Annotated in this window: 18 protein-coding genes and 1 riboswitch; of the genes, 5 read left to right on the top strand and 13 right to left on the bottom strand. The window is 61.7% G+C overall.

The window, feature by feature from the left end; translation table 11 throughout:
* Positions 1–25: 25 nt before the first annotated feature.
* From atzF to AB4N91_RS19690, 7 genes are all read right to left on the bottom strand, one after another.
* Positions 26–1,792, bottom strand: coding sequence for an allophanate hydrolase (gene atzF / locus AB4N91_RS19720; RefSeq protein ID WP_460111676.1), 1,767 nt, complete (start codon positions 1,790–1,792; stop codon positions 26–28).
* 26 nt (positions 1,793–1,818) lie between these two features.
* A complete protein-coding gene (gene uca, locus AB4N91_RS19715) occupies positions 1,819–5,460 on the bottom strand; it encodes an urea carboxylase (protein WP_460111674.1) in 3,642 nt (1,213 codons plus the stop codon).
* A 283-nt stretch (positions 5,461–5,743) separates the two neighbouring features.
* On the bottom strand, positions 5,744–6,385 hold the full coding sequence (locus tag AB4N91_RS19710; RefSeq protein ID WP_010462310.1) for an urea amidolyase associated protein UAAP2: 642 nt from the start codon (positions 6,383–6,385) through the stop codon (positions 5,744–5,746).
* A gap of 11 nt (positions 6,386–6,396) precedes the next feature.
* Positions 6,397–7,122, bottom strand: coding sequence for an urea amidolyase associated protein UAAP1 (locus tag AB4N91_RS19705; protein WP_010462307.1), 726 nt, complete (start codon positions 7,120–7,122; stop codon positions 6,397–6,399).
* Positions 7,123–7,134: 12 nt separating this feature from the next.
* Positions 7,135–7,923, bottom strand: coding sequence for an ABC transporter ATP-binding protein (locus AB4N91_RS19700; protein ID WP_221108636.1), 789 nt, complete (start codon positions 7,921–7,923; stop codon positions 7,135–7,137).
* Complete coding sequence (locus tag AB4N91_RS19695; RefSeq protein WP_010462303.1) at positions 7,920–8,735, bottom strand: ABC transporter permease; 816 nt, start codon at positions 8,733–8,735, stop codon at positions 7,920–7,922. The genes AB4N91_RS19700 and AB4N91_RS19695 overlap by 4 nt, the downstream gene beginning before the upstream one ends.
* A gap of 15 nt (positions 8,736–8,750) precedes the next feature.
* Positions 8,751–9,818: a putative urea ABC transporter substrate-binding protein gene (locus AB4N91_RS19690; protein ID WP_304872681.1), complete on the bottom strand. Its 1,068-nt coding sequence runs from the start codon at positions 9,816–9,818 to the stop codon at positions 8,751–8,753.
* Positions 9,819–9,880: 62 nt separating this feature from the next.
* Positions 9,881–9,981: riboswitch (guanidine-I (ykkC/yxkD leader) on the bottom strand.
* A 278-nt stretch (positions 9,982–10,259) separates the two neighbouring features.
* Between AB4N91_RS19690 and AB4N91_RS19685 the strand changes: the two genes are divergently transcribed.
* Entirely contained in the window at positions 10,260–10,502 is a 243-nt protein-coding gene (locus AB4N91_RS19685; protein WP_083374831.1) for a hypothetical protein, read from the top strand.
* Positions 10,503–10,669: 167 nt separating this feature from the next.
* A complete protein-coding gene (locus AB4N91_RS19680) occupies positions 10,670–11,113 on the top strand; it encodes a hypothetical protein (protein WP_083374830.1) in 444 nt (147 codons plus the stop codon).
* 117 nt (positions 11,114–11,230) lie between these two features.
* On the opposite strand, the gene AB4N91_RS19675 is transcribed toward AB4N91_RS19680, so the two are convergent.
* On the bottom strand, positions 11,231–12,343 hold the full coding sequence (locus AB4N91_RS19675; protein WP_010462294.1) for an enoyl-CoA hydratase/isomerase family protein: 1,113 nt from the start codon (positions 12,341–12,343) through the stop codon (positions 11,231–11,233).
* A 132-nt stretch (positions 12,344–12,475) separates the two neighbouring features.
* Here AB4N91_RS19675 and ung point away from each other — a divergent pair, with 132 nt between their 5' ends.
* Positions 12,476–13,168, top strand: coding sequence for a uracil-DNA glycosylase (gene ung, locus AB4N91_RS19670; protein ID WP_010462292.1), 693 nt, complete (start codon positions 12,476–12,478; stop codon positions 13,166–13,168).
* Between the two features lie 87 nt (positions 13,169–13,255).
* Here the strand turns inward: ung and AB4N91_RS19665 are convergent, their stop codons facing one another.
* Genes AB4N91_RS19665 through AB4N91_RS19650 form a run of 4 tightly spaced genes read right to left on the bottom strand, consistent with a single transcriptional unit; the run spans position 13,256 to position 17,299 of the window.
* The gene (locus tag AB4N91_RS19665) at positions 13,256–14,296 is read right to left on the bottom strand and encodes an AbrB family transcriptional regulator (protein WP_083374829.1); all 1,041 of its coding nucleotides are present in this window, start codon (positions 14,294–14,296) and stop codon (positions 13,256–13,258) included.
* A complete protein-coding gene (locus tag AB4N91_RS19660; protein WP_154503474.1) occupies positions 14,289–15,803 on the bottom strand; it encodes a tripartite tricarboxylate transporter permease in 1,515 nt (504 codons plus the stop codon). The genes AB4N91_RS19665 and AB4N91_RS19660 overlap by 8 nt, the downstream gene beginning before the upstream one ends.
* A gap of 1 nt (position 15,804) precedes the next feature.
* The gene (locus AB4N91_RS19655) at positions 15,805–16,263 is read right to left on the bottom strand and encodes a tripartite tricarboxylate transporter TctB family protein (RefSeq protein ID WP_010462287.1); all 459 of its coding nucleotides are present in this window, start codon (positions 16,261–16,263) and stop codon (positions 15,805–15,807) included.
* A 58-nt stretch (positions 16,264–16,321) separates the two neighbouring features.
* Positions 16,322–17,299: a Bug family tripartite tricarboxylate transporter substrate binding protein gene (locus tag AB4N91_RS19650; protein ID WP_010462285.1), complete on the bottom strand. Its 978-nt coding sequence runs from the start codon at positions 17,297–17,299 to the stop codon at positions 16,322–16,324.
* Between the two features lie 391 nt (positions 17,300–17,690).
* Between AB4N91_RS19650 and AB4N91_RS19645 the strand changes: the two genes are divergently transcribed.
* Both AB4N91_RS19645 and AB4N91_RS19640 read left to right on the top strand, forming a co-directional pair.
* Positions 17,691–18,362: a response regulator gene (locus AB4N91_RS19645; protein WP_007898613.1), complete on the top strand. Its 672-nt coding sequence runs from the start codon at positions 17,691–17,693 to the stop codon at positions 18,360–18,362.
* Entirely contained in the window at positions 18,355–19,743 is a 1,389-nt protein-coding gene (locus tag AB4N91_RS19640) for a sensor histidine kinase (protein ID WP_010462282.1), read from the top strand. The genes AB4N91_RS19645 and AB4N91_RS19640 overlap by 8 nt, the downstream gene beginning before the upstream one ends.
* Positions 19,744–19,787: 44 nt before the next feature.
* On the opposite strand, the gene AB4N91_RS19635 is transcribed toward AB4N91_RS19640, so the two are convergent.
* On the bottom strand, positions 19,788–20,609 hold the full coding sequence (locus tag AB4N91_RS19635) for an HDOD domain-containing protein (protein WP_010462279.1): 822 nt from the start codon (positions 20,607–20,609) through the stop codon (positions 19,788–19,790).
* Between the last annotated feature and the right edge of the window lie 23 nt (positions 20,610–20,632).

The raw sequence follows: 20,632 nt of genomic DNA, 5'->3' as shown, positions 1-20,632 counted from the left end.
ATTCCCACGCAGAGCGTGGGAACGATCATTTGGCGAGGTAAGCACGCCATCCGCCTAAATGGCTGATATTGGCGGCCCCCTCCAACCCATACGCTTCACAGATAAACCCGCTCTCCCAACGCCCGTCCGCCAGTTGCACCTTGCCCAACCCCAGCGGCGCCGGAATCGCCGTCAGAAAAGAGCCCAGTTCACTGCTCGGCAATTCCCAAACCTCCACCGCAATCGCCACGCCGCCATCCTTCACCCGCACCATCCCCGGACGAAACGGCGGACCGCCGGCCAACGCATACAGCTGATAATCCGGCGAACTGTAAGTCGTCTCAACCAACCGAGCCCCGCGTCGCTTCAGTTGCCAATTCAACGCCAACCCATCCAGATGCGCGCCACAGACCACCAGTCGTGCGCGATCATGGCGGGCGACAGTCGTCGGTGCAGGCTCAGCCGAGCGGCGCTGCAAAGCATCCGCCACCCCCAACAAATACTGATCGGTAAACGCCCGGCCAAACACGGTCACACCCCAGGGCAAACCATTGCCCATGAAGCCGCTGGGCACGGCGACGGCCGCGTAATCGAGCAGGTTCATGAAGTTGGTGTAGTAGCCCAGTTCCGAATTGCGCAGGACCGGTTCGGCGTCCAGTTCCGCCGATGTGACGGGGCGGCCGATGGTGGGCGTAACGACACAATCAAGATTTTCCAGCGCCTTGTCGCACAACGCCTTCAAGGCTTGCAGCCGATATTGGGCACGGAACGCCTGCACGCCCGTCACCGCCGGCGCCTTGGCCAGCACCGCGCGAATCACCGGCAAAACGGCTTCAGGATTCTGCTCCATCAACTCGCCGGCCACGCTGTAACGCTCGGCCACCCAAGGGCCTTCATAGAGCAAACGCGCCGCTTCGAGGAAAGGCGACAGATCCAGTTCAACAGCTGTACCGCCCAGTGCCTTGAGCCGATCGACGGCATCACCGAACAACAACGGGCCTTCGGGGCAGCCGAAGAATTCCAGGTCCTGCGCACGCGGGACGCCGAAACGGAACGGACGCGGCGTACCGAACGCCGACCCGTCATTCCACATCGGGTTGCTGCGGCTGTATTCATCTCGCGGATCGAGGTGCGCGGTCAGCGCCAGCAACTGGCTGGCCTCCCGAGCCGTTGCGGTGAACGTCGTCACGCAATCGAGCGTGCGACAGGCCGGCACCACACCCGCCGTGGAGATAAGCCCTTTGGTGGCTTTCAATCCCACCAGATTGTTCAACGCCGCCGGCACACGTCCCGATCCTGCCGTGTCCGTACCCAACGAAAAACTCGCCACGCCCAGCGCCACCGCCAGCGACGAGCCGGCGCTGGAACCGCCCGCCGGATACTCCGGCAATACGCTGTTCGGGCACGCGCCATACGGCGAGCGGCTGCCGTTCAACCCGGTCGCGAACTGATCCAGATTGGTCTTGCCCAGCGGAATCGCGCCCAGCGCCAGCAACTGCTCGACGATGGTCGCCGAACGCTGCGGCACATAGGCAAACGCCGGGCACGCGGCGGTGGTGGGAATGCCCGCCAGGTCGATGTTGTCCTTGATCGCGAAGGGCACGCCGTACAGCGGCAGGCTGTCGAGGTCGCCACCGTCGAGGGCGGCGAGGTACGGTTCCAGTTCCTCGACACTGAGCAAGTGGATGAACAGGTGATAATCCGGGTTCAGCGCTGCGGCTTTGTCACGCAGGCCCAGCAGCAATTGACGGGGCGTGATGTTGCCGACGCGATAAGCGCTACGCAGGGCGTCGAGTTGCAGATTGATATTCATGGCGTCATTCCTTTTTCAAAATGGGTTCAGTCGAGTTCCAGCACCACGACGCGCTGTCCGGCGCGCACCGCCGAACCCGGTTGCACGCGGACCTCGCGCACCACGCCGGCCATGGGCGCGAGCAGCGGAATTTCCATCTTCATCGACTCCAGAATCACCAGCACATCACCGGCGGCGACCCGGCTTCCGGTCTGGACCTGAACCTGCCAGAGGTTGCCGGCGATGTGGCTGTCGACGCTCATTTCATTGCTGGCGAGTGGTGCGTCTTCGGTGGCTTCGGGGGCTGGTTCCTCGCTGTCGAAATGCGCCTGGCCGCTGGCGATCCAGCGCTCGCGTTCGGCGTTGAACGCGCCTTTTTGCTGATCGCGAAACGCCGCGATGGTATCGGCCTCTTTCGTCAGGAAGGCCTGGTAATCCGCGAGGTTCAACTGACTGTGTTCGATGTTCAAATCGAAGCGCCCGAGCGGGAAGTCCCGACGGATGCGCAGCAGTTCTTCGGCGCTCACTGGGTAGAAACGGATCTGATCGAAAAAGCGTAGCAGCCACGGTTTACCGTCGAACGCGGCGACTTCGCGATAACGGTTCCACATCTGCAACGTGCGACCGACAAACTGATAACCGCCGGGGCCTTCCATGCCGTACACGCACATGTAGGCGCCACCGATGCCCACCGAGTTTTCCGCCGTCCAGGTGCGCGCGGGGTTGTATTTGGTGGTGACCAGGCGATGGCGCGGGTCGAGTGGGGTGGCGACCGGTGCGCCGAGGTAAACGTCGCCCAGGCCCATTACCAGATAGCTGGCGTCGAACACCGTGCGCTGCACTTCGTCTAGGTTCGGCAGGTCGTTGATGCGACGGATGAACTCCAGATTACTTGGGCACCATGGGGCGTCTTTGCGCACGGTGGTCATGTATTTTTCGATCGCCAACTGACAGGCCGGGTCGTCCCAGGACAGCGGCAGATGCACGATGCGCGACGGCACTTGCAGGTCCCGGGCGGCGCACACGGCGTCCCATTCACCGGCGACAATGCCGAGCAGGTCGGCCAGCGGCAGCTGTTCGGGTTGGTAGTGGATTTGCAGCGAGCGAATGCCCGGTGTGAGGTCGATGACACCGTGCAGGGTTTTGCTTTCCAGGGCTTGCATGAGGGCGTGGGCGCGGAAGCGCAGGACGAGGTCGAGTTCAGGTGCGCCGATCTCAAGGAGCAGGTGCGTATCCCCCGACAACCTCGCAACCAACCGCGTATCCCCCTGACCCAAAGCCAACACCACAGGCGACACAATCCCTTGTAGGAGTGAGCCTGCTCGCGATAGCGGTGTGTCAGTCACATCAACGTTGGCTGTACCGCCGCCATCGCGAGCAGGCTCACTCCTGCAGGGGGTACTCCATTTCAGGGCGAGGTTGCGGGCGGTTTTTAGATCGACCGGGAGGAACTGGACTTTGTCCCCGGCCTTCAGTTGCCCAAGCTGCCAAAGGTCCGCCTCAATCACCGTCACCGGGCAGACAAACCCGCCCAGGCTCGGACCATCCGGCCCCAAAATCACCGGCATGTCCCCGGTGAAATCCACCGCACCAATGGCATACGGATTGTCATGGATGTTCGATGGATGCAGCCCCGCTTCACCCCCATCGGGCCGAACCCATTCAGGCTTCGGCCCGATCAATCGCACGCCGGTGCGGCTGGAGTTGAAGTGCACTTCCCACTGGGTCGCGAAAAAGGTGCCGATGTAGTGCTCAGTGAAATATTCCGGGGCACCGTGAGGGCCATAGATCACCCGGATCTGCCGCACGGCAGGTAACTCGGTGACGTGGTCCAGTTGTTGACCGACGCGGCTGTCGATCAAGGCAGGCACATGCAACACATCGCCCGCCCGCAACGCACGACCACCATGTCCACCAAACTGTCCGAGGGTGAAGGTGCTTTTGCTGCCCAGATAATCCGGCACTTGCAGGCCACCGCGCAGGCTCAGATAGCTGCGAGCGCCGGCCCCGGCAATCGTGCCGAGGCTCAGCGTAGCGCCCGCTGGAATCAGCAACGCCGTGTTCATCGCGACGGTTTCACCGTTCAACGTCAGCGGGATGACGGCCCCGGTCACCGCCACCACGGCCTCGCAGTTGAAGCGCAGCAACGGCCCGCTCATGGTGATTTCCAGCGCCGCGGCGCCTTCGTCATTACCCAGCAGAAGATTGCCCAGACGCAACGCGCGGCTGTCCATCGGCCCCGACGGCGGTACGCCTACCGCCCAATAACCGAGACGGCCGGGATAGTCCTGAACGCTGGTCTGAGTCCCGGCGCTGAGCACATCAAAGGTGTTGGCCTGATACACCAGGCCTTCCAGGCAACGGGTCCAGGGCTGGCCGCTGGCGAACGGCGCATCGAGCAGAATTTGCCGCAGGTAATCGCGGTTGGTTTCCACGCCGTACAGCAGACTATCGCCCAGCGCCTGATGCAGATCCGCAGCGGCCTCTTCGCGGGTCGGCGCCCAGCAGATGACCTTTGCGATCATCGGGTCGAAGTACGGCGGGATCTCGCAGCCGGCTTCGACCCAGGTGTCGATGCGCAGGTGTTTGCCGTCGGCAGCAGGGAAGTTCACGGCGGTCAGCAAACCTGGGCTCGGCTGGAAATCACGGCCCGGATCTTCGGCATACAGCCGTGCCTGAATCGCATGGCCGTCGGCTTTCAAGCCTTGGCTCAAATCGCTCAATGGCGGCAAATCACCGGCTGCCAGTTCCACCATCCAGCGCACCAGGTCCACGCCCCACACTTGTTCGGTGACGCCGTGCTCCACCTGCAAGCGGGTGTTCACTTCCAAGAAGTAGAAACGCTGATCTTCGCTGTCGAAGACAAATTCCACGGTGCCGGCGCTGCGGTAACTCACCGCTTTCGCCAGTTTGATCGCCGCCGCGCAGAGTTCTTCAGCCATGCCTTCGGGCAAGTTCGGCGCGGGAGTCTCTTCGAGGACTTTTTGATTGCGGCGCTGCACCGAGCAGTCGCGCACGCCGAGGGCAATCACGTCGCCGCGACCGTCGCCGAACACCTGGACTTCCAGGTGGCGGGCGCGCTGGATGTACTTCTCGATGAACACGCCGGCGTCGCTGAAATTGTTCTGGCCGAGGCGTTTGACCGCTTCGAAGGATTCACTCAACTCGGCCGCGCTGCGGCACACGCGCATGCCGATGCCGCCACCGCCCGCCGTGCTCTTGAGCATCACCGGGTAGCCGACCTGTTCCCCGGCAATCAGCGCCGCGTCGAGGCTGTCGAGCAGTTCGGTGCCTTCGAGCATCGGCACGCCGTGTTGCTTGGCCAGGGCGCGCGCGGTGTGCTTGAGGCCAAACACGCGCAGTTGCTCCGGCGTCGGGCCGATGAAGGCGATGTCGGCGGCTTCGCAGGCTTCGGCGAACGCAGCGTTTTCCGAGAGAAAACCGTAGCCGGGGTGGATCGCCGTGGCGCCCGAGGCTTTGGCGATGGCGAGAATTTTATCGACGGCCAGATAGGTGCCGGCGGCGGCGCCTTCCCCGAGGCTGTGGGCTTCATCGGCCTGCAGGATGTGCAGGCTCGCGGCATCCGCTTCGGAGTAAACGGCAACGCCCTTGACCTGCACGTCACGCAGGGTGCGCAGGATGCGGCAGGCAATGGCGCCACGGTTGGCAATCAGGACTTTTTCGAACATGGCATAGACCCCGGAGGGGATGCGGGCCGTCCCGCAGTTTTTCGATGAGCGCCGGGGTCGTCCCCGACGGCAGAATCACTAACCTTGAAAACACCACTGAACCCCTGTGGGAGCGAGCCTGCTCGCGATAGCGGTGTGTCAGTCAACATCGATGTTGAATGTGCTGACGCCATCGCGAGCAGGCTCGCTCCCACATTTGGATTGAGGTGTTCTTACTTTTTGAGGCACTGCCCGGAACGGGCCTGGCACAGGGCGAACAACCACCGCCGCAACCGCGCGAATTTCAGTTCCATACCAAAAGCTCCGCAGGGGTAGGGTTGTAGGCGTTGCACGGGTTGTTCAGTTGCGGGCAGTTGGAGATCAGTACGATCACGTCCATTTCGGCGCGCAGGTCGACGTATTTGCCCGGTGCCGAAATGCCGTCTTCAAAGGTCAGCCCGCCGTCGGCGGTGACCGGCACGTTCATGAAGAAGTTGATGTTCGGTCCGATGTCCCCTTTGCCCAGTCGCCCGTCATGCACGCAGGCGCGCAGGTAGTTGTCGCGGCAACTGTGCATGTAGCGTTTCTCCAAGGCGTAGCGCACGGTGTTGCTCTCTTGCGCGCAGGCGCCGCCGAGGGTGTCGTGACGCCCGCAGGTGTCGGCGACGATGGTCAGCATCGGATTGCCGAGGTTGGAATAAAGCACGCTGCCGGTGCTCAGGTAGACGCTGTTCTGCCGGCGCAACGTGCGTTGCACGTCATAGCGTTCCTTCGGGTTGGCCACGCTGTAGAACAAGGTGTCGACGGCCTGATTACCTTCCAGGTCGAGGATGCGCAAAGTCTGGCCGGCCTTGACCTCCATCAGCCACGGTTCGCCGGCCGGAATGGTGGCGCGGTAGACCGCGGTTTCAGGCGACTGTTGAGCGGTAGCGATTGCAAGTGACATGGCAGCGATCCTCAGGCGAACAAACGGTCGGTGTTGATGAAGCCGCGCTCGTTTTCCGGGCGCGAGGTGCGGCAATGTTCGGCGACGCTGGCGTCGGCGTTCATCCAGCTGAGCTTCAGGGGTTTGGGGGCGTAGTCCGGCGACGGGTCCATCGGATGCTGCAACGCGGTAAGCACCACCAGGGTGTCCATCGGCGCGTACAACTCGATGTAATCGCCGGCCTTCGAGTTGCCTTCGACAAAGTGGAAACGCCCGGTCTCATCGACGTTGACGCGGCTGAACAGGTTGAGAGTCATCAGCAGATCCGATAGGCCCAACCCCCACTTGCCCAGTTCCACCAACAGGTTGTCGGTGCCGTTGCGAAAAAAGCCGTTGCGCAGTTCCTGATAACGGCCGGCGCCGTATTTTTCCGCGACTTCTTCAGCGCAGAGCACGCCGCCGAGGCTGTCGCTCCAGCCACAGGTGTCGGCGGTGATCGCGGCGAGCACGCGGCCCATGTCCGAGTAGAGGCAATGGCCGCGGGTGAGCTTGGCGGTGTGTTGGCATTTGAGGCTGTCGGGCAGGTTCAGGCGTTCGGTTTTTTCATTGGCATTGAGCAGCGTCAGGCTGACGTTGGCGCCGCCACGCAGGTCGGTCAGGCGCAGCAACTGGCCGCGTTTCAACACGAACGAACGATGGCCGCCGCCAGGGAGCATTTCTTCGGCGAAGGGCGGGAACAGTTGGGTCGAATCAGTCATTTCAAAATTCCTCTAAGCGATACGAAGCGTGCCCGCCAGCGCAGCCGGCAAGGCATCGACGGCGGCGCGGTTGACGCGGCGGTCGCTGTTCAAAGGGATGTCGTAAGTGATGCGCGCGCCATAGGCACCGGGGGCGTGCGGGTCGACGCGGACCTTGTCGAACACCAGTAAACGAGTGCCGAGGCTGAAACCTTCGGACAGGTCATGGGTGACCATGAACACCGTCAGTTGCGTCTCGCGCCACAGCTCCAGCAGCAAGGCGTGCATGTCTTTGCGGATGCCCGGATCGAGCGCGCCGAACGGTTCGTCGAGCAGCAACACGCGGGGTTTCATGATCAGCGCCTGGGCGATGGCCAGCCGTTGTTGCATGCCGCCGGACAGCTGCGCCGGGTACTTGTCCAGCGAATGGCCGAGGCCGACCTTGTGCAGCAGCGCCGAGGCCTGTTCGCGGGCGTCTTTTTTTGCACTGCCGAACAAGCGCCCGAGCACGGGCGAGCGCGGCAGTTCGAGGCCGAGGGCGACGTTATCGAGCACGGTCAGGTGCGGGAACACCGAGTAACGCTGGAACACCACGCCACGGCTGGAATCCGGTTCGCCAGCCAGCGCCTGACCGTCCAGCAGAATCTCGCCGCGACTGGCGCGTTCCTGGCCGAGTAACAGGCGCAGGAAGGTCGACTTGCCGCAACCCGACGCGCCGACCAAGGTGCAGAATTCACCTTCGTTGACGTTCAGGTTCAGGCCTTCGAGCACGACTTGGTCGGCGTATTGCTGCCAGACGTTTTTTACCGTGATGAAGCTCATGCGCGGGCTCCTTCATACCAAGGGAACGCGCGTTGGGTCAGGTGTTTGAGGCCCCAATCCATCAACCATGCGAGCAGGGTGATCCACACCACGTAAGGCAGAATCACGTCCATCGCCAGGTAGCGGCGCACCAGAAAAATCCGATAGCCAAGGCCGTCGGTGGAGGCGATGGCTTCAGCGGCGATCAGAAACAGCCACGCCGAGCCGAGCATCAACCGCAGCGAGATCAGCAGCCGTGGCAACAGTTGTGGCAGCACCACGCGCAGCATCAATGTCCAGGTCGACGCGCCGAGGGTCTGGGCCTTGATCAGCAACTCGACCGGAATTTCCCGGGCGCGCTGTTCCAGATCACGGGCCAGGCACGGGGTGATGCCGATCACGATCAGCATCACTTTCGACAATTCCCCCAGCCCGAAGACGATGAACAGAATCGGCAGGATTGCCAGTGGCGGCACCATCGACAACACCGTCAGCAACGGCGACAACGGCGCGCCGAACAGCGGCAACGTTCCGGCGGCGATGCCCAGGCACAGCCCGGCCAGCGCACTGATGCCCAGGCCGATGGCCAGGCGGCGCAGGCTGGACGCGGTGTCTTGCCACAACAGGTATTCACCGGTGCGGGTGTCGGCAGTGAACGCCAGGCGTTTCACCGCGTCGGTCATCTGCACGGCGCTCGGCAATAGCTTGTCATTGGGGTTATCCGTCAGCCGCTCGGCCGAGCCCATGAAGTAGGCGAACAGCACCAGGGCGAACGGCAGGATCACCAACAGCAGACGACTCGGGCGATCCGGGTGGCGATTGATCAGGCGCATGGCCAGTCCTCCGGTTTACAGCTTGGCGTCAGCGGCCATCTGCACGTAGGTCGGGTCGAAGCGGAGCTTGAGGTTGGTCTTGTCGCCGCTGGTCACGCCATTGGCGAAGGCCATGCCGACGGCGCTGGTGTCTTTGGCGCCTTCACCCAGCAAGCCGTGCTGGAACGAAAACTCGGCGACCTTGCGCATGGTTTCCGGCAATTGCTTGCTGGTGGAGAAGTCCAGGGCTTCCTTGGGCGTGGCGAACAATTTGGTGGTGTCGAGTTGCGACTGGAAACCGGCCAGGTCGGTGCCCGAAGCTTTGGCCATGTGTTCGAGTGCGACCTTGCTGGCGCCGTTTTTCGCGTTCATCAACGCGACCACTTCGAACCAGGCGCCAGTCAGGGCTTTGCCCAGGGCCGGGTTGTCTTTGAGGGTGGCGCTGTTGACCACCATCATGTCCATGATTTCGCCGGGGATCTGGCTGGAGTTGAAGACTTCGGTCACCCCGGGCTTGGCCTTGATGTCCGACAGCATCGGGTTCCAGGTGGTGACGGCGTTGACCTGATCGGTGTTGAAGGCGGCCGAGATATCGGCGTCCGAGGTGTTGACCACTTTCAGGTCTTTCTCGGTGAGGTCGACCGAATCCAGCGCCCGGGCCAGCAGGTAGTGCGACACCGAGAGTTCGACCAGATTGACGTCCATGCCCTTGAGGTCGGCGACCTTCTTGCCATCGCCCTTGAGCACGATGCCATCGTTGCCGTTGGAGAAGTCGCTGACGATCAGCGCGGTGCTGTCGACGCCACCGGCCGCCGGAATGGTCAGCGCATCCATGTTGGTCATGGTGCAACCGTCGAACTGGCCGGCGGTGTATTGGTTGATGGATTCAACGTAGTCATTGAGCTGCACCACATCGATTTTGATGCCGTACTTCTTCGCCCATTTGTCGACGATGCCTTGGCTGCCGGCGTATTCCCAGGGCATCCAGCCGGCGTAGATGGTCCAGCAGACGCTGAAGTGGTCTTTTTGAGCGGCGTGGGACGGGAGGCTTACGAGGGCTGCGAAGGCAGCGGCGAGCAGGGCGGGTAAACGAAGCTTGAGCATGGGTGGTTCTCCAGTTGATCAAGGGCGGGCAGGAGTCAACGCGGCACCGCGAACGGTGGCTTGTCTCCCGGGCTTTTGTCCCGCCGTGTAACCTCAACTGGAGGTCGCCAACTCTCGGACCAGCCACTCGCCTTAGCGAGCCGGAACCCTAGTCAGCCATTGCAAATTGTGGTGCCGCGAACCTTGTGATGACTCCTGCACGGGTTTGCTAAAGCGAGAGCCGTGCCAAGTTGGCTTGAGGGCTCTAGGGTAGGGGATTGCGCGATGAGCGCTTGGGGCAGGCGAGGCGGTGTTGCCTTGTGATGGTGCGCGGGTGCACCGCTATGGGACGTTCGTGGCCGCTGATCTGAAGGTCCGGATCCTTCGGCACTCGCCCCGGCATTGCCAGTCAAATGGGTGTCAGCCGGCCTGTTGCGGCTGTGGGTCTTTCAGGAGGCCGCCATGTTTCGTCGACTGTTGTTCGGTATGGTTCTCGGTCTTGGGCTATCCGGCTGCTATTACTACGCCGGTGGTTACGATGTGTATTCAGCGCCTTATTACTACCCCGGCTATTCTCCCTATTCCTACTATTACGGCCCACGTTATTACTACGGCCCGCGCTTCTATGGGGGCTATCGCTACTACTATTGGGGCGGGCACGGGCCACGTCATTACGGCGGTGGATACCGCGGTGGCCACCATTAATCAGCGGGTGAATAGATGAAAAACCTTTCATCGGCTACTTGTTTCAATCTGTTTCAGGGACGCACCAGATTTGGAAAACGATGTCTGATCTTTCGACAGTCACCGAATAATTGACTGTCGCCTGCCAGCGTCGCTGGTATGGCTCACTCGCGGTCCAGGAGGCCGCCATGCTCTGTCGAAAACAGCTCCACCGAATTCTTCTGATTGCAGTATTGGGATTGTCTCTTGGTGCGTGCGTGCCCTATTCCGATGGAGGAGGCAGCTACTACCGTTCCGATGTCTATACCTCGCCAGCGCCCACCTATTATTCCGGTGGCGGACCTTACTATTCAGGTGGCGGCGGTTACTACACGCAGCCGCGCCGCTACTACGCGCCACCGGCGCGGTATTACCAGCCAACGCCGCGGTATTACCACCAGCCGCGGGTTTATCAACCGGCCCCTCGTTATTACCAGTCGCAACGGGGCGACTACCGGGCCCATGGTTGGGACGGCCGTAACCGCGGCGGTTGGAGCAACGATAACCGTGGCCATGGCGGACGCAACAATCACGGCGGACGAGGCGACCATAACGGTCGCGGCGATCACGATGGCCGGGGTGGCCGTCGTTAACCTCATCAACTAAACGCAATACCTGTGGGAGCGAGCCTGCTCGCGAAGGTGGTAGGTCAGGCGACATCAATGTCGACTGACACGCCCCCTTCGCGAGCAGGCTCGCTCCCACATTTTTTAGTATTCCGACAGATCGGCCAACGGATGCCGACCTTCCCAGACTTTATGAAAGTGCGCCTCTACCACCGCATCCGGCACGTTATTGATGTCAGGCCAGTGCCAGTGCGGCTTCTGGTCCTTATCAATCAACCGCGCCCGAACCCCCTCGCTGAACTCCGGATGACGGCAGCAGTTGAGGCTGATCGTGTATTCCATCTGAAAGACCTGCGCCAATGACATGTGCCGGGCGCGGGCGATCTGTTCCCACACCAGATGAGCGGTCAGGGGCGAACCTTCGGTCATGGTCTTCGCTGCTCGACTTAATAGCAGATCCGAATGGTCGCGCAGAGCGCTGATGGCTTTCCAGGCGCAGCGCACATCGCTGATATCCAGCAGTTCATCGATTTGCTGGCGTCGAGGCAGCCACTGCGCGGCGGGCATTTGCGCGACGGCTTCCTGCTGCAAGGCCTTGAGCAGACTGTTGAGCTGCATTGGCGTCTGTTCCTGCCAGTTCAGTTGCAGCAAGCCTTCGATCAGCTCTTCTTGCTGTTCATCGAGCAGGAAACGGTCAGCCAGGCCCAGGTCGATCGCATCACGACCGTTCATGTGTGCACCGGTCAGCCCCAGAAACAGCCCGAGCTTGCCGGGCAGGCGTGACAGAAACCAACTGGCGCCAACGTCCGGATACAGACCGATACTGATCTCCGGCATTGCCAGGCGGCTGCTCGGCGTGACAATCCGGATGCTTGCGCCTTGCAGCAACCCCATGCCACCGCCCAGCACATAACCATGGCCCCAGCAGATCAGCGGTTTGGGGTAGGTATGCAGATTGAAGTCCAGGCGATATTCCGCAGCAAAGAAGTGCGCGGCCAACGGCGGCACTTCACCGGGGTGAGCGCGGCAGGCTTCGACCAGACTGCGCACTTCGCCGCCGGCGCAAAAAGCCTTGGCGCCGTTACCGCGCAGCAGAACGCAGACGATTTGCGGATCCTTGGCCCACGCGTCCATCTGATCGCGCAGGGCATTGATCATCGGCAAGGAGAGGGCGTTGAGCGACTTTTCGGCATCCAGGCTGGCGATGCCAATGCGCGCACCGTCGGTGCCGGTGAGTTCTTCGAAGTGCAGATTCATCGTGACCTCGATAGTGAAATTGAGCGTTCAGTATGATCGCTGTACAGGAAAGTGCCGGATCTGCGTCAGATCAATTGACAAGTGTGGTGGGCTTTCCTAGGGTTCGCCCCATTGTTTTTGCCGGATGTAACCATGACTGCTGATGACCGTATCAAACTCGAACCGGGCTGGAAGGAGGCACTACGTGCCGAATTCGACCAGCCCTACATGGCAGAGTTGCGTAATTTCCTGCAGCAGGAGCGCGCGGCGGGCAAGGAGATTTATCCTCCGGGCCCAATGATTTTCAACGCCCTTAACTCCACGCCGCTGGACAAGGTCAAGGTCGTCATCCTCGGTCAGGACCCGTATCACGGCCCGGGACAGGCCCACGGGCTGTGCTTCTCGGTGCAACCGGGTGTGCCGGCGCCACCGTCGCTGGTAAACATCTATAAAGAGCTGAAACGCGACCTGAACATCGACATCCCCAACCACGGCTATCTGCAGAGCTGGGCTGATCAAGGCGTGTTGATGCTCAACACCACCATGACGGTCGAGCGCGCCAACGCCAATGCGCACAAGGACAAGGGCTGGCAGTTTTTCACGGATCGAATTATTGAAGTGGTCAGTCAACAGCAACCACATCTGGTGTTCATGCTGTGGGGCGCGCATGCCCAAAGCAAACAGAAACTCATCGATGCCACCAAGCACCTGGTGCTGACGTCGGTGCACCCGTCACCGCTGTCCGCTTATCGCGGTTTTCTGGGGTGCGGGCATTTCAGCCGGACCAACAAGTTTCTTGAACAGAATGGCGAAACGCCGATTGAGTGGCGGTTGCCGCCAGTCTAAAAAAGCTTCGCGGGCAAGCCTCGCTCCTACAGGTCCTGCGCGAATCTGTAGGAGCGAGGCTTGCCCGCGAAGAAGGCGACTCGGTCCTCAGTCTGACTCAGGCTCGCGATTCCAATACCTGAACAACGGCTCCGCCAGAAACAACACAAACAACAACCGCATCACCTGCATCGCCGTCACCAGCGGGACGGACAGTTGCAAGGTCTCCGCCGTCAGGCTCATCTCCGCAATGCCGCCAGGCATCATGCCCAGCGTCAGCGAACGCAGATCCAGATGCGTCAGCGCACTCAAGCCCAGTGCCGCCGCCGTAGCGATCAGCATGGTCAAAATCGTGCCGACCAAGGTCCGTCCCATAAAAGAGGGCGCCCGGCGGAAAAACTGCCGATTGAAATGACAGCCCAGGCCGCTGCCGATCAGCCATTGGCCGATCTGGCTCCCGCCATGGGGCAAGCCGATGTGCAAATCCCAACCGATGCTCACCGTTGCACTGACCAGCAACGGCCCGAACAGCCACGGATTGGGTTGACGAAGACGTTCCCAGAGCCAGGCCGCCAAGGCGCCCGCCGGGAAGAGAAGCGCCAGCCACCACCAATTGACGGCGGAGGGATGAAAAATCGGTGTGCCGCTTCCCAGCAAATACTTGAAGGCTGCCGGCACGCAAAGCACGACGACCAGCACTCGCAGACTTTGCCCAGCCGCCACGCGACTGAGCACCGCGCCATTACGCGCGCCGAGGTTGACCATCTCCCCGGAGCCACCCGGCATGCTGGAAAAGAACGCGGTGGCGCGATCCTCCCCGGTGCGCCGCATCAACCAGACCCCGACCACGGCGGACAGGCTGGTGATCAACGCACCGAAGAAAATCAGGCCGAAGTGACTCAACACCTGCTCCATCACCACTGGGGTGAAATGCAGGCCGATGCCGATCCCGACGATCCATTGGCCGCACTTGCGGCCACCAGGGATTTCCGCCAATTGCCAGGGTGTCAGGCAGCGCACCAGGATGATCGCCAGCAACGAGCCAACCATCCACGGCAGCGGCCAGCCGACCAGACTGGCCAGGTAACCGCCCAGCGCGCCGACCAGCGGCGTACCCCACCAGGCGTTGAAAGGTGGTCGATCAGACATCGGCGATGGCGCGTTGAGCAGCCGAACGTTTGCGCCAGATCCGCAGGATCGGCATCAGCAGCATGATCGCGGTCAGTACCCAGACACCGAAAGTGATCGGGCTCGACCAGAGGATCTCCAGCGCACCGTTGGAGATCGACAGCGCACGGCGCAGGTTTTGCTCCATCAAGCCACCGAGGATGAAGCCCAGCAGCACGGGCGACAACGGGAAGTCCAGCTTGCGCAGGATGTAACCGAAGATGCCGATGCCGATCATCAGGAACAGGTCGAAGGTGGTGGCGTGCACCGCGTAGACGCCGATCCCGGTAATGATCGCGATCACCGGCACCAGCGCCCAGTTCGGCACGGCGAGGATGCGGGTGAAGATGCGTATCATCGGGATATTGAGGATCACCAGCATGACGTTGGCGACGAACAACGAGGCGATCAGGCCCCAGACGATGTCAGGTTGTTGCTGGAACAACAGCGGGCCGGGCGTGATGTTGTACAGCGACAGCGCGCCGATCATCACTGCTGTGGTCCCCGAACCTGGAACGCCGAGGGTCAGCATGGGCACCAGCGCACCGCAGGCTGCACCGCCGATGGCGGTTTCCGGGGCGGCGAGGCCGCGCATGTCACCTTGGCCGAAGGTGCCCTTGGCGCCGGCGATACGCTTCTCGGTCATGTAGGCCACGGCGCTGGCGAGGGTCGCGCCCGCACCTGGCAACACGCCCATGATGAAACCCAGCAAGCCGCAACGGATGTTCACCATGAACACCGCCGAAGCTTCCTTGACGTTGAACATCATTCGGCCGGTCGCTTTCACCGCTTCCTGACCGCGATGGGTCTTCTCCAGCAGCAGGAGGATTTCGCTGATGGAGAACAGGCCCAGCACCAGCACCACGAACTGAATGCCGTCAGTCAGATGGATGTTGTCTCCCGTGAAACGATACACGCCGCTGTTGGCATCGATCCCGACGCACGACAGAAACAGACCGATGAGCGCGGCAATGAACGTTTTCAGCGGACGATCACCGGCCATGCCGCCGAGACAGACGATCGCAAACACCATCAGCACGAAATATTCTGCCGGACCGAAGGCAATCGCCCATTTCGCCAGCAACGGCGCGAACAGCACCATGCCGCACGTGGCGATGAACGCACCGATGAACGAACTCCATGCCGACAACGACAGGGCCACACCGGCCATGCCTTTGCGGGCCATCGGATAACCGTCGAGGGTGGTCATGACAGTGGACGCTTCGCCCGGAATGTTCAGCAGAATCGAGCTGATCCGGCCGCCGTATTCGCAGCCCAGGTAAACCGCCGCCAACAGGATCAAAGCCGACTCTGGTGGCAGGCCCAGGGCGAATGCGATCGGGATCAACAACGCCACGCCATTGATCGGGCCCAGGCCGGGCAACAGGCCGACCACGGTACCGATCAGGGTGCCGCAGAGTGCGGTCACCAGGTTATACGGGGTCAGCGCGACGCCGAAGCCCTGACCCAAATAGCCAAGAGTATCCATATCAGTTCTCCAGAACGTCGAGTACGCCCAAAGGCAGTGGCACGTCCATCAACTTGTCGAACAGCAGGTAAAGACCGATGGCCATCAGGCTGATGATCACCGCGCTCGGTAGCCAGCGGCCGCCATACAGGCGAGCCATGGGGACGCCGATCAGGATGCTGGCGACGATGAAACCCAGGGGTTCGAAGGTGCCGGCGAACACCAGCAACAACACCACACAGATGCCGATCTTGATCAGCGTTTCGCGGTCCAGTTTCGGGTCATCGTCGCTGTGGATGATCGGCGTCGGCCGAAACACCATGTACAGCAGGCCGAGCCCCATCAAACCGAGCATCAGTAGCGGAAACGCGCGAGGGCCCACCGGTTCGTAGGAAAAAGCCGCCTGGTACGGCCAGGCCATCAGTGCCAGGCCAACACAGGCCAGCAACAGCACCGAAGCAAAAATGCGTTGTAAGAGCATGGGAAACTCCTGTGCCACGGCCCCGCAAATCGGGGCCGCAGCCGCTAGACAGAGGCGATCACTGGATCAGGCCGAACTCTTTGGCCAGCACTTTGTAGTCCGCAACCTGCTTCTTCACGTAGGTGTCCAGCTCCGGGCCGGTCATGGCGAACGGGAAGAGCTCACGCTGATCGCGCAGCTTGGCGAAGTCTTCGGACGCCAGCAGTTTGTCGAAGGCGTCTTTCCACCAGGCGTAGTCTTCGTCGCTGACCTTTGGCCCGAGGTAGAAACCGCGAACCACTGGCCAGACGATGTCGTAGCCTTGCTCCTTGGCGGTCGGGATGTCTTTCATTTCCGGCTCGTCCAGGCGCTTCTCGGAGAACACGGCGAGCAAGCGCATGTCACCGCTCTGGATGTGCGGCATGGAGTCGGAGATGTCGGTGCTGCCGACCTGGATGTGGCCGCCGAGCAGGGCGGTGGCGATTTCACCGCCGCCTTCAAGGGCGACGTAACGCAGGTCACGCGGGTTGATCCCGGCGGCCTTGGCAATCAGCGCGGTTTGCATCCAGTCCTGGCTGCCGACGGTGCCGCCGGAGCCGATCACCACTTTGCTTGGATCTTTCTTCAGTGCTTGCACGAGATCATCGAGGGTCTTGTAAGGCGAATCGCTTTTTACCGCGATGGCGCCATAGCTGGTGCCGACGGCGGCGAGCCAGCGAACGTTGGTTTCATCGAACCGACCGAACTTGCCCTGGGCCAGGTTCAGCAGAGAACCGCTGGACCACGCCACCAGCGTGCCGGCGTCGGCCGGACGTTGAGCAACTACCGCGTTGTACGCCACCGCGCCGACACCGCCGGGCATGTAGGTCACGCGCATCGGTTTGGTCAGCAGTTTTTCGTTCACCAGCGCGCTTTGCGCCAGTTTGCAGGTCAGGTCGAAACCGCCGCCTGGCGAGGCCGGGGCGATGCATTCAGGGCGTTTTGGCTCGGCCATCAGTTGGCCGGCGAACAGCATGCAGCTGGCGGCGAGGGCGAAACGGCGCAGTGATCGATTCATTGTTGTCTCCACGGGAGTTTTTGTTTTTGGGGATGTTTCAGGTGCGGCGGATTCGCGTCGTGCAGCCGGTAGGAGCGCTGACAAACGTGAACGAGAGGGATTGAAAAAACGGGTGGGACGGGCAAACCTGAAGCTGTCTGGCCAGCATGGTGCAGTACCTCGTTATTGTTCTTATTGGCGAAAACGCATCGAGGCGTTTTTCGGGAGCTACATTTCAAAGCACGATCGGGTGGCCTGCAGTCGAAACCATCCGTGGGGCGACTCTAACGGGCTAACCTTTCGCTAACCTTTCAGTTGGCTTTCACAGTTTTCAGGCTTCACAGCGGCGGATGCGGCTGTAAACTCCGCGCCAAAGAATGGCGTCGACCATCCCTGAATGAGGTAAAGATCCATGCGTGTCCTGCTCGTCGAAGACCATCTGCAGCTCGCCGAAAGTGTCGCCCAGGCGCTCAAGAGCACCGGGCTGACCGTGGATGTGCTGCACGACGGCGTGGCGGCCGACCTGGCCTTGAGCAGCGAGGAATACGCGGTGGCGATCCTCGATGTCGGTCTGCCGCGCATGGATGGTTTCGAAGTGCTGGCGCGCCTGCGGGCCCGGGGCAAGAACCTGCCGGTGCTGATGCTGACCGCACGCAGCGACGTCAAGGACCGGGTGCACGGGCTCAACCTGGGCGCCGACGATTACCTGGCCAAACCTTTTGAACTGACCGAACTCGAGGCCCGGGTCAAAGCCTTGTTGCGGCGCAGCGTGCTGGGCGGTGAGCGTCAGCAGCGCTGCGGCGTGCTGGCCTATGACCTGGACACTCGGCGCTTCACCCTCGGTGAAGAATTGCTGACCCTGACCTCTCGCGAGCAGGCGGTCCTCGAGGCATTGATCGCCCGGCCCGGTCGGGTGATGAGCAAAGAGCAACTGGCCGCTCAGGTGTTTGGCCTCGATGAAGAAGCGAGCCCGGATGCCATCGAAATCTACGTCCACCGCCTGCGCAAGAAACTGGATGGCCAACCGGTCGCTATCGTGACCTTCCGCGGCCTCGGCTATTTGCTGGAAAGCCGCGATGCATAAGCCCAGCAGCCTGCGCTGGCGATTGTTGTGGAACCTGGCGCTGTTGTTGGTGGTGTTAATGTTGGCCAGTGGTTTGAGCGCGTACTGGAATGGTCGCGAAGCCGCTGACACCGCCTATGACCGGACCCTGCTGGCGTCGGCGCGGACCATCGCCGCCGGCGTGTCCCAGCGCGATGGCAGCCTCAGCGCCGACGTGCCCTACGTGGCCCTCGATACCTTCGCCTACGACAGCGCCGGGCGGATTTTTTACCTGGTCAACGACATCAATCAGAAACTGATTTCCGGTTACGAAAACCTCCCGCCGCCGCCCCCGGGAACGCCGCGTACCGATGACTATCCGGCGCTGGCGAGCTTCTATAACGCTAAATACCGAGGGCAGAATGTGCGCGTGGTGAGCCTGCTCAAGCCGGTGAGCGAGCCGAACATGAACGGCATGGCGGAAATCCGCGTGGCAGAAACCGACGAGGCGCGGGTCGCGATGGCTCGCAGTCTGGCGGCGGACACGTTGCTGCGTTTGGGCATGTTGGCCATCGGCGCGTTGCTGATGGTGTGGTTTGCGGTCAGCGCGGCGTTGCGTCCGCTGGAGCGCTTGCGCACGGCGGTGGAAGAGCGTCAGTCGGATGATTTGCGGCCATTGCCACTGGTGGAAGTGCAGCATGAGTTGTGGCCGCTGGTGCGCGCACTCAATCACTTTACCGAGCGACTGCGCGGGCAGTTCGAGCGGCAGGCGCAGTTTATTGCCGATGCCGCCCATGAGCTGCGCACGCCGTTGGCGGCGCTCAAGGCGCGACTCGAACTGGGCCTGCGTTCAAACGAACCGCAAACCTGGCGCAGCACCCTGGAAACCGCTGCCCAAGGCACGGATCGCCTGACTCACCTGGCCAATCAATTGCTTTCGCTGGCGCGGGTAGAGAACGGGGCCCGGGCGATTGCCGAGGGCGGCGCGCAGTTGTTGGACCTGAGTCAGTTGGCGCGCGAGCTGGGCATGGCCATGGCGCCGTTGGCACATGCCCGCGGCGTCGCCCTGGCGCTGGAGGCTGACGAGCCAGTGTGGCTGCGCGGCGAACCGACGTTGCTGAATGAACTGCTGAGCAACCTGGTGGACAACGCCCTCGCTCACACGCCGCCGGGGGGCAATGTGATTCTGCGGGTCACGGCGCCGGCGGTGCTGGAGGTCGAGGATGACGGGCCGGGAATTCCCGTTGATGAGCGGGATCGGGTGTTCGAGCGCTTTTACCGGCGCAACCAGCAAGTGGCCGGGTCCGGGCTGGGGTTGGCGATTGTCGGTGAGATTTGTCGCGCGCACCTGGCGCAGATCAGCCTGCACGATGGTGAGTCGGCGGGGTTGAAGGTGCGGGTGAGTTTTATTGCGGGGGAGTGAACACTTTACCTGTGGCGAGGGGGCAAGCCCCCTCGCCACAAAGATCAGTAAAACATCGACCGCGACTCTTCCAGATCCCGGCACATCGCCTCATTCTCCGGGTCGATCCCCAGTTTCTTGAACGCCGGCACGCTGAACGCATCGATACGGGCCAGCGGGTGGTCGGTGTCCTTGTGGCAATACAGGCTGGCCACCTGAACCAGATCGACATAATCGACCCGCTCGGACTGGCGCTTGAAGTCCAGGTACAACCCCGGCAACTGCACCAGCATTTCCGGGAATTCCCAGACCCTGAGCAGTTTGTCGCCGATCAAGGGATGAATGCGATCGATGACATGGTTGAGGCTGACCGCATCAGACAGCAATTCGTAGTGGTCTTCGGCGTAGGTCAGGATAGGCAGTACGCCAATCTGATGCACCAGCCCGCCAAGGGCTGCCTGATCCGGTTTGAGTTGTGTGTAACTGCGGCACAGCGCGTAGCTGACGCCGGCGATTTCCAGGCTTTTACGCCAGACATCGCGCATTTTCTGCGCCACCACTTCAGAGCGGGCGTGGAAAATTTGCTCCATCACCAAGCCGATCGCCAGATTACTGCTGTAGTTGACGCCCAACCGCGTGATCGCCGTGTGCAGGTCAGTCACTTCCTGGGTCGCGCGCAGCAGCGGGCTATTGACCACTTTGATCAGACGCGCCGACAACGCCGTGTCACGGCCGATCACTTTACTCAGGGTGCTGACACTGACTTCCGGGTCTTCAGCGGCCTTGCGAATCTGCAGGGCCACTTCCGGTAACGTTGGCAGAACCAGGTCATCGTTATCGATGGCCTCAACCAAATCCTGTTGGACCTTATCCGCCAGCTCGCTCATTTCTTTTCTCTAGGGTGTTACAA

It is taken from the genome of Pseudomonas sp. H3_D04 (assembly GCF_054669175.1).
The sequence above is the reverse complement of the archived record's forward strand: the minus strand, read 5'-3'. Positions and strand labels throughout refer to the sequence as shown.

Coding starts and splice junctions, on each gene's coding strand:
- atzF (WP_460111676.1), bottom strand. CDS start 1,792: ATGAATATCAATCTGCAACTCGACGCCCTGCGTAGCGCTTATCGCGTC.
- uca (WP_460111674.1), bottom strand. CDS start 5,460: ATGTTCGAAAAAGTCCTGATTGCCAACCGTGGCGCCATTGCCTGCCGC.
- AB4N91_RS19710 (WP_010462310.1), bottom strand. CDS start 6,385: ATGTCACTTGCAATCGCTACCGCTCAACAGTCGCCTGAAACCGCGGTC.
- AB4N91_RS19705 (WP_010462307.1), bottom strand. CDS start 7,122: ATGACTGATTCGACCCAACTGTTCCCGCCCTTCGCCGAAGAAATGCTC.
- AB4N91_RS19700 (WP_221108636.1), bottom strand. CDS start 7,923: ATGAGCTTCATCACGGTAAAAAACGTCTGGCAGCAATACGCCGACCAA.
- AB4N91_RS19695 (WP_010462303.1), bottom strand. CDS start 8,735: ATGCGCCTGATCAATCGCCACCCGGATCGCCCGAGTCGTCTGCTGTTG.
- AB4N91_RS19690 (WP_304872681.1), bottom strand. CDS start 9,818: ATGCTCAAGCTTCGTTTACCCGCCCTGCTCGCCGCTGCCTTCGCAGCC.
- AB4N91_RS19685 (WP_083374831.1), top strand. CDS start 10,260: ATGTTTCGTCGACTGTTGTTCGGTATGGTTCTCGGTCTTGGGCTATCC.
- AB4N91_RS19680 (WP_083374830.1), top strand. CDS start 10,670: ATGCTCTGTCGAAAACAGCTCCACCGAATTCTTCTGATTGCAGTATTG.
- AB4N91_RS19675 (WP_010462294.1), bottom strand. CDS start 12,343: ATGAATCTGCACTTCGAAGAACTCACCGGCACCGACGGTGCGCGCATT.
- ung (WP_010462292.1), top strand. CDS start 12,476: ATGACTGCTGATGACCGTATCAAACTCGAACCGGGCTGGAAGGAGGCA.
- AB4N91_RS19665 (WP_083374829.1), bottom strand. CDS start 14,296: ATGTCTGATCGACCACCTTTCAACGCCTGGTGGGGTACGCCGCTGGTC.
- AB4N91_RS19660 (WP_154503474.1), bottom strand. CDS start 15,803: ATGGATACTCTTGGCTATTTGGGTCAGGGCTTCGGCGTCGCGCTGACC.
- AB4N91_RS19655 (WP_010462287.1), bottom strand. CDS start 16,263: ATGCTCTTACAACGCATTTTTGCTTCGGTGCTGTTGCTGGCCTGTGTT.
- AB4N91_RS19650 (WP_010462285.1), bottom strand. CDS start 17,299: ATGAATCGATCACTGCGCCGTTTCGCCCTCGCCGCCAGCTGCATGCTG.
- AB4N91_RS19645 (WP_007898613.1), top strand. CDS start 17,691: ATGCGTGTCCTGCTCGTCGAAGACCATCTGCAGCTCGCCGAAAGTGTC.
- AB4N91_RS19640 (WP_010462282.1), top strand. CDS start 18,355: ATGCATAAGCCCAGCAGCCTGCGCTGGCGATTGTTGTGGAACCTGGCG.
- AB4N91_RS19635 (WP_010462279.1), bottom strand. CDS start 20,609: ATGAGCGAGCTGGCGGATAAGGTCCAACAGGATTTGGTTGAGGCCATC.